The organism is Enterobacter sp. WCHEn090032, from assembly GCF_003986875.1.
GTDB classification, from domain to species: domain Bacteria; phylum Pseudomonadota; class Gammaproteobacteria; order Enterobacterales; family Enterobacteriaceae; genus Enterobacter; species Enterobacter sichuanensis.
Genome location: NZ_RXRN01000022.1, coordinates 1 through 13,692, shown reverse-complemented (window position 1 = coordinate 13,692; position 13,692 = coordinate 1). Strand labels below are relative to the sequence as shown.

Genomic DNA, 13,692 nt, shown 5'->3' with positions numbered 1-13,692 from the left:
CATCCTTAAAAGCGTAAAGTCGCATCAAACGTGACGGAGAGATTGCTTTCGCGCTTGCCGTCGTAAGGGCGTTTATCCCAGTTCAGCATCACGCCGGTATCAATGACGTTGTTCCACTGGATGCGTTGACCGTAACCCACCAGGGTGATGGCTCCGGCGGACTGATTTTTCTGCCAGTACCTGCCGCCTCCCGCCACGATCTGCTGGCTCCAGAGGGTGTCGTAATGGCGATACATCTCATGATCGACGGACAGGGCAGCCGTCAGGGACAGGTCCCGCGCCGGGTTGTAATAGAGCGTGTTCCGCTGGCTGTTTTTACTGGCGGCGATCTCCGGTTCGAGATCCAGCGTCAGGGACGGCGCCTGCCAGAGACGCTCTTTTCCTGTGAGGGTGTATTCCTGTCGGCGGTTATGGTCTGAAAAGTGACTGACGGCGGCGCTGAACTGGTACTCACGCCGCTCGTTTTGATACCAGCGCACGCCACCTTCACCCCGGTTAGCACTGATCCCGTTGCGTAACGCCCGCAGAGGCGTGGTGCGGGACAGGCGTTCGAGGCTGCCGCTGACCTGCCAGTTATCCGTGAGGCTGTAGGTGGTTGAGAGGCGAGCCCCGGGCTTGCTGGCCCCGTGATAGCGGTTTCCGGAGAGTTCGGCTTCGAGCTGGAGGTCACGAGGCCGCCATTCGACGCCACCCGACAGGTGACGGCTGGAACCTTTGCCTTCATCGAAATTACCCTCTGCGTAGCGGGTGCCCGCAAACAGCCGCCAGTTATCTGCCATTGGCGGACCATAGAGCGTGGCGTCCCAGTTCATGTCGTGGGTACCGCTAACGGGGTTATCGGAGTGCAAGCCTTTTCCCGCATTGAGACGCAGCTCGGACAGGTGGTGGACCGCTCTGAGCCTGTCCAGACGCCGGGCGCTGCGATCGACGGGTGCGCGGGCAAGCACGTCGTCGGCCAGTACGTCCATCTGTCGCCACTCCTGCAGATCCATCGCGACGTAGGCCTGCTGCAGTTCCAGCTCCAGATTCGACGGTTCGAGCGCCTCCGCCATTTTCAGCTTTCGCTCGGCCGCGCGCGGCAGACCCCGGGCCTGAAGCAGGGAGGCATAGTCAATCTGTAATCCCTGGTTGCCGGGCGCCGTTGCGGCCATACGCTGAGCCAACTTTTCGGCTTCCGGCTCGGCGTGGGTCGCCAGTAAATAGTTAAAGCGCAGCGACTGTCCGCTAAGCCATCGATCGTTAGGCTGAGGGGTAGGGGAACCGAAATCGTAACGACTCCAGGGGATGTTGCGGGTCTGGCGCTCAGCATACTGGCGGGCGGCCTGATACTGCCCGGTATCCAGCCAGGCATAGAACAGCGCATGCTCCTCGTCCTGCGGATCGGACGCATATTGTGGATAGCGTTGCAGAAGTGAGAAGGCGACAGCGGCGTTTTTCTCCTGCAGATACGCGGAGATAACCCAGCCGATTGCCCAGCCCGGGACCGGATGCCGTGCGGCCGTCAGCGCCTGATACTCGCGGATGACCTGCGGATAATCGCCATGCGCATACAGCGCACCAAGCCTGTCGATACGGGCAAGGATAATGTCGTCCGCCGCCTGCGGATCGTTTTGCCAGCGAGCAAAGAGGGTGTCGTAACGATTCAGTGCGCTTTGCGCAAGAAGCAGGCGCTCTTTTTCTGTCCTGGCGGGCACATCAGCAAGGCGAACGGTTTCGGCAGCGGCATTCAGTTCAAGACGGCGACGCTGCGCGGGAGTCAGCGCCACCCGTTGTGAACGTTGAAGCGCGGGGGTATTCACCCGGTTATCCGTAAGCGCGTCGATAAGGTCTCTCTGCAGCGCCTTATTCTCTGGCGCGATATTCAACGCGCGCGTGTCCGCTAAAAGCCGATCGCTGTTTTTTCCCTGCATTAACCAGACATACGCGAGCGTCTGAAGATGGGCCTGCGAGGGATTTTCAGCCACCAGCTGCCGGGCTTCCTGCAGCGCAAGGGTATCCATGCGGGCATCAGCAAGGGTTTTGATGTAGCCGATACGGTAATCGTCATTATCTGGGGCAAGGCTACGCGCTTCATTCCAGAGCGATAACGCGGGCTGCCACGCTTTCTGATTTCGACTGGACTGCGCGACGGCCGCAACGCCCCGGGCGGGAAGCGGCATATAAATACCATAACGCCGCCAGACCTGAATCACCTCGTCATCGCGACCTGCCCATCCTGCTACCTGTAGCCAGTCCGCAACGTTCTCAGGCGCCAGGGCATGCTGTTGCTGATAACGCTGAACATAATCGAGAAACGGAGTGTAATTACCGTTACGCGCCTGCTGAATCTGTTGCTCATAAACGGATCCCGTAGCCTGAACCAGAACAGGAAAGAGTAATAACAGGAACAATAATGTTGGGATGCGATAAAAGAATAACGTATTGAAGCGAAGTGAACTTTCCATATCTATTTGCCATTTGTTTATCATGAATCCATTGCATAACACGGCCGCCTTTAAACTCAGCGTTAAAGGCCATAAATGAGAACATTAAATCTGAATGCAGTGATGTTACGGGGTACTTACTTAAAGGTAATTATGGATCCTTATCTCAGTCGGTGGGATGGAAGATAATGTACACCTGATATCTTGCCGGATAAATATGCTGAAAAGCGGCTATGCTGTTTTGAGATAATTCTGGGATGAGCCGGTTTTAGCGATTATTTGGAAGGGGTTGGTTAATTCTAACTATTTGAAATTAAATTAATTTATTTTTATTGTGACAAGAATGTTTATATTTTTAATGCCGATTACCTGCGTCAATTAAAGTAGTTTCTGGTGCATGTTTGGGAAGTTTCATGACAAAAATTCTTAATGTTCAGAGAAGTGACTTTTCTGCGATTGTTTTTTATTTATAATTAATGGTAGCCATTGAATGAGAGTCTACAGGAAGTCTCACTCATCAATGTCTGAATTGAGGGATGTCCAAAGCCAGAATACATTTATCGTTAATATGACAGCGCTATAAAACGAAGGCGGTTTTCTTTCCGCAGGATCGTTCTTGCTTTAATCTAAAAGGGATGGTTAGTGGCAACTTCAATAGTGTTAGTGACTCAGGATCGCTACCTTGTCAGGGGGATGAGGCTATTTTTCCCGGATATTATCCTGCTCGACTCGGTTGACAGAAACATATTTGATAACGGTGCAGATGAATATTCTGTATTGATTGATAGTCGTTCTCCGCTCCGTTTATATGATTACCTGATACGCCATCCGGCCAGAACGAAAAAAACGATCTGCTGCGTTATGCTCGATATGCGCCATCGTGAGGAGAATCTGCTCAGTATGAAATTGTTTACCAACATGTCGCACACCGCGACGGATATGGCCTCACTGTTTAATCTGGTGCTGAATATGAAGGGCAGGCGTCTGACCACGAAGTGGCTGCTTAACCTGCGGCTAAGCATGCACGAAGCGATCATGTTGCGGTTGCTGCGGGCAGGCATGTCGATGGAGGAGGTGGCAAGCGAGCTGGGGATGTCGGTTAAAAGCCTCTACCGCAAACGCACGGCGCTCTCGGAACGGCTGGGGGCTGAGAACTTTAATGAGGCGTGTTTGTTTATCTTTAAAAACAAACTGCTGGACGCAGGTGGGAACGATCCCTGGCTTTGACAGAAACCAAAACAAAGAACCCGCCACAAGGGCGGGTTATTTAAAGGGAAATCATTCAGAACGACCAGCGCAGATTCGCGTTAACCGAGTTGACGCGGGTATCCGCACCGTATTGTCCCTGATACCCCACATCCAGCGTCGCAGCCCGCGACAGCTGTACGCTCACGCCGATATCACCCACCATCACGTCCTCATCCACGGCTTGTCCCTGAGTAATGAATGCGTCGCTGCCCGCAAACGCCATGCGCGAAGACGTATTCTTATCGCCATAGGCGTGCTGCCAGCCCAGCGAACCATAGAGGTTAACGTTCTTCGGCAACTCGGTCACGCCGCGCACCCCGAGGGTGGAATAGAAGGTGTTCATCGTTTCGTTACGTACACTCAGCGCGGCGGCACCGCCGTCTTCCCTGAAGCTGTCGGTATGCAGTCGGATCCAGGAGAGATTAATAAAGGGTTCGACATTCATCTCTGGCTGGCCGAAACGGTAGCCCGCTTCGGTGAACGCCAGCAGCGAGTTGGCGTCGTAATCCGACTTCAGCCGATCCGAGAAGCCGCTGAAATCCACATTGCGCTCGCCTTCAATCTTGTGCCAGGTGTAACCCAGCGCGCCACGAAGGGAGAACGCATCCTGTTGGCCAGCCGCATACAGGCCAAGATGGTAGTTGTCGGTATCCGTTGAGGAACGACGGCTGTCGACGTCGTAATCCCCCCGGCTATAGCCGAAGTAGCCACCGACACGCACGTTATGGTCCGCCAGCTTGCGATCTGCCCCCAGCAGGAAGCCGGTGGTGTTGCCGTCCAGCTTGCCCACGTTACCGTCGCCGCTGTTTCGGCTCCAGGAGCTGAAGGTCTGGCCCCAGACGCCATTGTTTTGCGGCTCCGGCTGCTGCACCAGCGACATTGCTAACGGTGGTATCACCAGGGTGTCGTTATCAAACGCGCGCTGCATCCGCTGGTTTAACACATTAAACACCTGCGTGCTGCCGGCAATCAGGTTGGACTGCATTGACGGATAAACTTCACCGGATAGCTGGTTGAACGCCTCGCGTGCTTCCGGTGCGCTCAGCACCAGTAGCGAGTTATACAATGCCAGCGACGGGCCGCTTTGCGTCAGCGTGGAGAGCGCGCCGGCAGTGTTCCACTGGTTGCTGCTTTTGGCCACGGTCTGGAAAATCCCCGGCTTGCCGCTGCCGGGGTTTTCACCGCCAGGATTCTCACCGCCCGGGTTTTCTCCTCCTGGATTCTCACCTCCTGGGTTTTCTCCTCCCGGGTTCTCACCACCCGGGTTTTCGCCTCCAGGATTCTCGCCGCCAGTCTCTTTCTGGGCGATGGTCAGATCGACGGCGTTGGTGCCCTGCCTGAGCGCCACGTCCAGGAAGGCCGATTTGGAAATCGCTCCGGCGAACTGACCGTCAATTCCCCCGTCCGAGGTTAATATGCGATAGCTTTGGCCCGTTTTGTAACTGGTTTGCGGGTCCAGCGCGGTGACCTGTACTTTAGCCAGATCGCTGATAGTCGTTTTGCCCGATACCAGCAGCTGGTCGCTGCGGCCATCTCCTGCGATATCGACGTCATAGAAGGACTCGCCCACAAAATTCAGATAGCGTTTCAGCGTCAGCGTGCCGATATCGCCATCCCCTGGCGAGATATGCCCACCGGACAGGATCTCGGTCTGGCCCAGCGTGCCGTTGCCGCCCAGGGTGCCGCCGGCCTTGATTGACGCGGCGCTGCTGTAACCCAGTCCATTGCTGACGTCTGAACCCGCCGTCGCGTTGAGGATCAGCGTGCCGCCGTTCTCGGCGCTAAGGGTCTGAATGTCAAAGATATCGTCTTCTGCCTGGGTGTTGATGTTGCTGGCAATAATGACTTTGCCTCCGCGCGCGGTCACGTTCGCCTGAAGGGCTGAAAGATCGCCGTTCAGCGTTGTCTGTCCGGAGGTATTGATCACCTCACCTTCGCCGCTCATCGTGTTGCTGAAGACGTAATTTTCGTCGGTATGGTTGAAGTAGACATAGCTGCCGAACAGCCCGCCACGCAGGCTGATTGCCGTCTTCGCATCGAGGGTACCCGCACCGCCCGCCTTACCAAGCGTTGGTTCAGTTATACCCGTGCCGGTGTCCATGTTGCCGCGGCTGCCGATAATTAGCGCACCCCGGTTCGAACCGGAACCCGATGTCCCCACGATCAGCGCATTGCTGCCAGCGGAAAATGAACCGTCGTCAATAACCGACAGCACACCGTTGCCATAATCGCCCACGCTAACGCTGCTCTGGCTGGTAAAACGCGAGCCTTTGCCCGCAATTACCAGCTCAGCGGTTTTCCCTGCCCCGGAGACGCCCGCTACCTGCACGCCGCCAACGTTAACCGCTCCGCCGTTCAGTACGTCCAGGTCGCCATTAAGCGTCAACGTACGGCCAACATTCCACAGTGAGCCGCTCCCCGTGACGGTGGCTTTTGGGCTCAGCGTGTCGGTTTCATCCGGCCCCGTACCATTGCCGATGCGCGCATCGTAGGCGGTATTGAGCGCCGCGCCGTCTTCAATCGCCAGCGTGGAGCGTGCGCCCAGATCGGTGCCTACGCTAAGAAAATTACTGGTCACGCGAGAGCCTGCACCCGTGGCGATAAGGTGACTGTCATAGCCACGCGTGGTGCCGACAACGATCTCCTTAGCGCTTGCCAGCGCGCCCTCTTCGACTCGAAGGGTGCCCAGGCCAAGATTCAGGTCGCCGTGCAGGACGTATTGATCGTTCAGCGCGTTAAGCTCCGCGTTTGGCCCACGGACCGTGACCACGCTTTCATAAATTTGGCCGTCGAACAGCCGACCGATATTGATGTTATAGGCGGTGATTTTGCCATTATCGATCAGCAGGTTTCCGCGTTGATTACGTCCTACGTAAACATCTCCGGTGTAACCCAGCGTTTCGGTAATACGCGAGTCGCCATCAAAAATAGCATCCGCTGCACGCGCGAAATCGGCAGGTGAAAGCAGTAACAGCGGCGCGGAAAATAGAGCGAGGTAAAGTCTGGAAAGCGGTGTCTTAACCGCTAAAGAATGCGATGTAGAGTTATTCACGGGCTATCTCCGTACTCATTAGCGTGATGTCGGGAAAATCGTTTTTATATGAAAACTCAGATATGTCAGATGACGTAAAAGGCGTTATTTCAGTACGCCTTTTAATGTGGTGTTAATTATTTATGGGTGACAACAGGTGTACAGGTTGGCGCGCTCAGCGTCGGTGCGGATCCTAAAATCCCTGGCATCATCATCGATGAACAATCGAAAATACGCCCTTTTTCTGTCGTCGCGCGATAAGAGAGTTTTTGTCCTCCCAGTGCGTCTGGCTGGGCGCCATTAACGTTAGTCACGGTTATTTCATCCGATGAGCCCAGCCCCAGCATTTTAGCGGTCTCCGCCTGCAGAAGTGGAATAGCCTGATCGGTTTTTAGCGTGGAACAACCGGCTAGCATCAACGTAACGGTTAAAAAGATTAGTGGTTTTCTCATAAATTACCCTTTATATCCAATCAGTTAATTTCACTGATTGTATTTATGTTTACAGTTGCCCAAATCAGCAAATAATATATTTCCCTTTCCTAATCGAAAAAACCCTCCTAAAGTAGGGTGGGTAGAAAATAATTCATCCGTACTCTTAGATATGCGAAGGTAAAAGGAGGACCCTTTGGGACAGAATTATGCGTTGGTCGTTGATGACCATCCATTGGTAGCAAGCGGCATCGCCAATTTTCTGATTACACACTGCCACTTTAAGCAGGCGCATGTGGTGACGAATGAGGAAGATTGCTACCGTCAAATTAGGGACAATGGCCCACCACGCTTGCTGGTAATCGATTTTTGGCTCTCGTCCGGAACGGCCTTGAGTTTACTCAAGGAAATAAAACAACTTTACCCACAGGTACGACTCCTGGTGGTCAGCGGGGATGACAATAATGATATCTGGCGGAAAGTTCATACCGCCGGGGGGCACGGTTTTGTATTAAAAAGCGAGCCGCCTGAAATGTTCTCACGGGCCGTTTTCGCACTCACCGATAATCTGACCTGGTTTCCTGAGGGAAACGAACTTTCCATCAAGTCGAATAATGAGAAGTTAAGTAAATTTAACTTAACGCCGCGACAAATTGACGTGTTAAATATGATTATGCGCGGCCTGCCAAATAAAAGGATCGCCGCGCAGCTTTCAATTTCCGAGCCCACGGTAAAAGAACATATTAGTAATATTTTGAAAAAGATAGGCGTTAATAGTCGTGTCGAGGCCATTACGCTTCTGCATGGCAAGCAGGAACCGTCGGAATGAGGTTTTTTCAGAGTTTACAGAACGATGGTATCTCCGCTCCAGCGCAGATCCGTTTGCTAAACAACACCTTTTTACGGCTGGTGTTCAGCTTTAGCGCGGTGCCCTTTGTCGGTATTCCTTTCGCCATCTGGATTTATATGCTTGGGGACGACCTTGGCCCAACGATTTCCTGGATAATCATTTATCTGCTATGTGCTGTGGCGATACGAATATTGCACCGACGTTATCAGCGCGAAGCGAAAGAAGACGTTGAAAAAGACGTCCTGAGACGCTGGCTTCCGCGTATTAATAATATCGCCTTTATTCACGGGCTGGGAATCTCATCCCTCTATTTAATTACCCCGCAGACGCAGAACTTTGACTTTTTCCTGCTGCTTAATATCAGCATTGCCGCCATCGTCGCCGCCAATGCGACGCATCTGACGCCTGTCATCAGCACCTTTACGCGGTTTTTCTTCGCCTCCTGGGGGATGCTGAACCTCGGTATTATCTGGCGGCTGGATGAGTTGATGTTTATCGTGCTTATGCTGAATCTGCTTTACGGCTTCGCGATTTACCGCCATGCGTTAACGTCACATGCGTTCTTTATTCAGCAAGCGCTGCTTGAGGAAAAAAGCTCACGGCTGGCGGAACAGTTTCGTCAGGCCAAAGAGGACGCGGAGCAGGCGCTGCTGGATAAAAATCAGTTTCTGACCACCGCCAGCCACGATCTGCGCCAGCCCGTGCACGCGATGGGCTTTCTGATCGAGGCCATCCTCCACCGAAACCGGGACGTTAGCCTGACGCCACAGCTTCTTGACCTGCAGCAGAGCGTTCGCTCGGTACATTTGATGCTCAATTCTCTGCTCGATCTCAGCAAAATAGAATCCGGGAATGTACTTTCTGCCCCTGGCAAAGTGGATATCGGTGCTCTGCTCGACTCGGTCATCACGCTGTTTCGCGAAGAGGCCAACAGCCGCGCGCTTAAGCTATGTACCCGGCGGCCCAAACGCCGCATCTACGTGCTGGGCGATCCGCTGCTGGTGCGACAATCTCTGATTAACCTGATTCAAAACGCCCTTCGCTACACGCTCCAGGGCGGCGTGCTGGTCGCCATCCGACCACGCGGCGAGGAGTGTATGGTGGAGGTGTGGGATACGGGGGTCGGTATCGCCGATGACGAGAAGGGCAAAATCTTCTCGCCTTACTACCGTCCCGAGCTGGCATGGAAGATCGACAGCGCCGGACACGGGCTGGGACTGGCCGTAGTGGCCCGTTGTGCCAAGCTGATGAAGGTGAAGTACGGGATGCAATCCATTGAAGGTAAAGGCTCACGCTTCTGGATGCGCTTCACCCAATATACTGGCGAAGACATCGCGCCGGATATTTCGCCCACCTGTGACAACACGGCCACGCCGGTACGCTATGCGCCGCTGCACGGTTCCTGCCTGGTCGTCGATGACGATCCGCTGGTAACGTCTGCCTGGGAGAGCCTGATGAGCATCTGGGGAATCAACGTGCGATGTGCGGCCTCTGCTGAAGAAGCGTTCGCCATTATCGACGACGGCTTCACGCCGTTTGCCGTGCTGTGCGACCAGCGCCTGCGATCCGGCGAAAGCGGCTTCGATATCCTGAAAGCGCTTTTTGAACGTCTCCCGGATATGAGCGGCGCGATAGTCAGCGGCGAATTTAATTCACCGGTTCTGATGGAAGCGGAGCAGGAGGGGTACCTGGTGCTTCGCAAGCCTCTCGAACCGGCTAAACTGCATGCGCTGCTGACGCAGTGGTCGGGGTGTCGTGAATATGGGAATAGATAACAGCAGCAGTGAAGCTCTGAAGTGGGCAATAATGTCAGTGTTCGAGGGTGTAGATATCTTCAACTATTTGATATAAATAAATTATTTCAGTGGGCTATAGGGCGGGTAACGGAATGACCAGCGAAGAAGCACTTTTAAAATCAGGTTTCAGTAAACGAGATCTTCAAAAGCTAAAAAACAATATTGAGAATTACGGTGGTTCGTTGGATAGCGTAACTCATGATCTGTCCAATCGTTTTAAGGCAATGAAGTGGATAACGATTATTGCGTTCATCATACTGGCTTTAACTCTTTTACTTGCCTCCAGGGATACAAGTCTTAACCTTGCGCTCACATTATTGATTTTACTCCCTTTTATTTGGTATATAACGCCAGCAAAACTTGGCTATAAATCCTGGCGTTATCGTAAAATGCTGACTAATTCTGGGACGGGTCGCTGACGGACAACAAATTGTCTCCGGGTGTGACCCTAAACGTAGCGCCTGAGGAAACACTTTTCGGATGTAGAAGGTACCGTTTCGGTCTTTGGTAGGCTTTATCATAATGCCGATGTTGCACCACCGGGAAGCGGGGCCGGAGGAAAGATAAGGGCGTTAACTACTGATAAAACAAAAATTGCTGATTCAGAAAGCAAAAACCCCCGCCTAAGCGAGGGTTCGAAATAAGTGGTGCCCGGACTCGGAATCGAACCAAGGACACGGGGATTTTCAATCCCCTGCTCTACCGACTGAGCTATCCGGGCAACGGGGCGCATTAAACCCGATCTGCCCTCTGTCGTCAACGAAAAATGTTGTTTTCGTTACAGACTGCGCAATCTCTCGCCATTTCGCCGCATCTTTAGGCGAAAAAGTGCGTCCAGAGCGCAGAGAGCGGCATGGCGAGCAGCAGTGCGGGTAGCATGTTGACCACGGCAAACATCTTGATCCCGCAAATGCGCAACCCTGTCGCCAGCAGCAGCAGGCCACCGACGGCGGTGAAGTCCGCCATCATCGCTGGCGTGGTCAGCGGGAGAATCAAGGTGGCGCAGGTGGCGAGCGCCAGCTGGATAAGCAGCATTGGGACGCAAATCGCCGCCACTGCGACGCCAAGGGTGGTGGCGAAAATGGTGGCGGTGAAGAAATCGAGAAACGCCTTCGCAATTAAGATGCTCGGGTCACCGGTCATCCCTTCCTGCATCGAACCGAAAATCCCCGTGCCGCTGGCGCAAAACAGAATAATGATGGCGACATAGTTCTGAATAAAGGACTCATGCGTGCCGTGCTTCGCTTTGCCCGGCCGGGCAATCAGGTTTTTGGCTTTACTGACTGCACTGTTAATACCTTTTTCCAGATAACAGAACTCACCAATGAGCGCGCCGAGCAGGGTGGCCAGCACCATCACGGGCAGATTGGCGCATTTGATGACTAAAAGAATACCGATCCCTAGCGACGCCAGGCCGAATATGGAGGGCATTGAGGTGCGAATACGCTCCGGTAACCGCTGGCTCAGCACTGCGCCGAGTACGCCGCCCAGCAATACGGCGCCGGCGTTGATAAATGGCCCGATAACCACATTTGACTCCTGTTACTTACTCATTGGTATTGCATGATTATGACATGCTTCTGCTTTCCGGCCGTAAGCATTGGGTGATTAAATGCATAAGGATTGCTTGTTGCAGCTAAAAATAAAAGGTGACATTATTGCGCGAATTTTCTCCTCCTGTCTCACCGTTCGGTGAGGGTAACTGCGCTTATGAAAACCATGAAAATCGCCGTCAGCCGCGAGCTGCTCTCTACTGTGTCTACGCACCGCGAAAAGGTGACGCTGGATAACACGGATTTCACCGATGTGGCCGCCGTCGTCCTGACGACGACAGACAGTCGCAGCGGCATTCTTGCGCTACTGAAACGCACGGGCTTTCAGCTGCCGGTGTTCATTTTCTCGCAGGAGCCCACGGAAGCGCCCGACGGCGTCAGCGCGGTCATCTCGGGTAAAGCTCAGGAGTTTCTGGAGCTGGAGACCGCAGCCAGCCGTTACGAAGAGACCCTATTGCCGCCGTTTTTCGACACCCTGAGCCAGTATGTTGAGATGGGCAACAGCACCTTTGCCTGTCCGGGTCACCAGCACGGCGCCTTTTTCAAAAAGCACCCGGCCGGGCGGCAGTTCTATGATTTCTTCGGTGAGAACGTCTTCCGCGCCGACATGTGCAATGCCGACGTGAAGCTGGGCGATCTGCTGATCCACGAAGGGTCCGCCAAGCATGCGCAAAAGTTTGCGGCAAAAGTGTTTAACGCGGATAAAACCTACTTTGTGCTGAACGGTACGTCGGCGGCCAACAAGGTGGTGACTAACGCACTGCTCACCCGTGGCGATCTGGTGCTGTTTGACCGTAACAACCATAAATCCAACCACCACGGGGCGCTGATCCAGGCGGGCGCCACGCCGGTGTATCTTGAGGCCGCGCGTAACCCGTTTGGCTTTATTGGCGGAATTGACGAGCACTGCTTTGACGAGGCGTATCTCCGGGAGCTGATCCGCGAGACGGCGCCGGAAAAGGCCGACGAGACGCGGCCATTCCGCCTGGCGATCATTCAGCTTGGCACTTACGACGGGACGATCTACAACGCTCGTCAGGTGATCGACAAGATCGGTCATCTGTGCGATTACATTCTCTTTGACTCCGCATGGGTGGGCTACGAGCAGTTTATCCCGATGATGGCGGAGACGTCCCCGCTATTGCTGGAACTGAACGAGAACGATCCGGGCATCTTTGTGACCCAGTCGGTGCATAAACAGCAGGCCGGGTTCTCGCAAACGTCGCAGATCCATAAAAAGGATAACCACATCCGCGGTCAGGCGCGTTTCTGCCCGCACAAGCGTCTTAACAATGCGTTTATGCTGCATGCTTCCACCAGCCCGTTCTATCCGCTGTTCGCGGCGCTGGATGTGAACGCGAAAATCCACGAAGGGGAAAGCGGGCGCAGGCTGTGGGCGGAGTGCGTTGAGCTGGGCATTGAGGCGCGTAAGGCGATCATTGCCAATTGCCATATGATCAAACCGTTTATCCCACCGGTGGTGGCGGGGCGGCCGTGGCAGGATCATCCCACCCACGCCATCGCCAGCGAGCTTCGCTTCTTCAGCTTCGAGCCCGGTGCTAAATGGCACGGGTTTGAGGGCTATGCCCGCGAGCAGTACTTTGTCGACCCGTGCAAGCTGCTGCTGACCACGCCGGGCATTGATGCTGAAACGGGGGAGTACACGGATTTCGGTATTCCGGCGACGATTCTGGCGCACTATCTGCGCGAAAACGGCATTGTGCCGGAGAAGTGCGACCTTAACTCGATCCTGTTCCTGCTGACGCCTGCCGAAAGCAGCGACAAGCTGGCTCAGCTGGTGGCGATGCTGGGGCAGTTTGAACAGCATATTGAAGACGATACGCCGCTGGCGGACGTGCTGCCGACTATCTTCCAGAAATACCCGGTGCGTTACCGGGATTATACGCTCCGCCAGTTATGTCAGGAGATGCACGATCTCTACGTCAGCTTTGACGTGAAAGATCTGCAGAAGGCGATGTTCCGCAAGGAGAGCCTGCCGGAGGTGGTGATGAATCCGCAGGACGCCAATCAGGCGTATATTCGCGGGAACGTGGAGCTGGTGCGTATTCGGGATGCTGAGGGGCGGATTGCTGCTGAAGGGGCGCTGCCTTATCCGCCGGGCGTGCTGTGCGTGGTGCCGGGTGAAGTCTGGGGCGGGGCGGTGCAGCGTTACTTCCTGGCGCTGGAGGAGGGCATCAACCTGCTGCCGGGCTTCTCGCCGGAGCTGCAGGGGGTCTACAGCGAGAAGGATGCCGACGGGATTAAGCGGCTGTATGGGTATGTATTGAAGTAGACCCCCTCACCCTAACCCTCTCCCCAAAGGGGAGAGGGGATTGCACGGAGCCGTCTTTTCACCCTCG

Annotated in this window: 9 protein-coding genes and 1 tRNA gene; 5 read left to right on the top strand and 5 right to left on the bottom strand. The window is 54.5% G+C overall.

Annotated elements, in window-relative coordinates:
• Positions 1–5: 5 nt before the first annotated feature.
• The gene (gene pgaA, locus EKN83_RS17220; protein WP_126801351.1) at positions 6–2,444 is read right to left on the bottom strand and encodes a poly-beta-1,6 N-acetyl-D-glucosamine export porin PgaA; all 2,439 of its coding nucleotides are present in this window, start codon (positions 2,442–2,444) and stop codon (positions 6–8) included.
• 672 nt (positions 2,445–3,116) lie between these two features.
• Between pgaA and EKN83_RS23645 the strand changes: the two genes are divergently transcribed.
• Positions 3,117–3,650, top strand: a complete 534-nt coding sequence (locus tag EKN83_RS23645) for a helix-turn-helix transcriptional regulator (RefSeq protein WP_050597176.1) — start codon at positions 3,117–3,119, stop codon at positions 3,648–3,650.
• 55 nt (positions 3,651–3,705) lie between these two features.
• Here the strand turns inward: EKN83_RS23645 and EKN83_RS17210 are convergent, their stop codons facing one another.
• Positions 3,706–6,723, bottom strand: a complete 3,018-nt coding sequence (locus tag EKN83_RS17210; protein ID WP_126801350.1) for an autotransporter domain-containing protein — start codon at positions 6,721–6,723, stop codon at positions 3,706–3,708.
• A 116-nt stretch (positions 6,724–6,839) separates the two neighbouring features.
• A complete protein-coding gene (locus tag EKN83_RS17205) occupies positions 6,840–7,154 on the bottom strand; it encodes a lipoprotein (protein ID WP_045286548.1) in 315 nt (104 codons plus the stop codon).
• A 175-nt stretch (positions 7,155–7,329) separates the two neighbouring features.
• On the opposite strand from EKN83_RS17205, the gene EKN83_RS17200 reads away from it, so the two are divergent.
• From EKN83_RS17200 to EKN83_RS17190, 3 genes are all read left to right on the top strand, one after another.
• Positions 7,330–7,962 carry a response regulator transcription factor gene (locus EKN83_RS17200; protein WP_126801349.1) on the top strand — a complete coding sequence of 211 codons (633 nt, stop codon included), beginning with the start codon at positions 7,330–7,332 and terminating at the stop codon, positions 7,960–7,962.
• Entirely contained in the window at positions 7,959–9,758 is a 1,800-nt protein-coding gene (locus tag EKN83_RS17195; protein ID WP_126801348.1) for a hybrid sensor histidine kinase/response regulator, read from the top strand. Before EKN83_RS17200 ends, EKN83_RS17195 begins: the two co-directional genes overlap by 4 nt.
• Before the next feature lie 113 nt (positions 9,759–9,871).
• Positions 9,872–10,198, top strand: coding sequence for a hypothetical protein (locus EKN83_RS17190; RefSeq protein WP_045286545.1), 327 nt, complete (start codon positions 9,872–9,874; stop codon positions 10,196–10,198).
• 226 nt (positions 10,199–10,424) lie between these two features.
• On the opposite strand, the gene EKN83_RS17185 is transcribed toward EKN83_RS17190, so the two are convergent.
• Positions 10,425–10,500, bottom strand: a tRNA-Phe gene (locus tag EKN83_RS17185).
• Between the two features lie 95 nt (positions 10,501–10,595).
• A complete protein-coding gene (locus EKN83_RS17180) occupies positions 10,596–11,309 on the bottom strand; it encodes a DUF554 domain-containing protein (RefSeq protein WP_045286745.1) in 714 nt (237 codons plus the stop codon).
• Between the two features lie 180 nt (positions 11,310–11,489).
• On the opposite strand from EKN83_RS17180, the gene EKN83_RS17175 reads away from it, so the two are divergent.
• Positions 11,490–13,625 carry an ornithine decarboxylase gene (locus tag EKN83_RS17175; RefSeq protein WP_126801347.1) on the top strand — a complete coding sequence of 712 codons (2,136 nt, stop codon included), beginning with the start codon at positions 11,490–11,492 and terminating at the stop codon, positions 13,623–13,625.
• Positions 13,626–13,692: the final 67 nt, after the last annotated feature.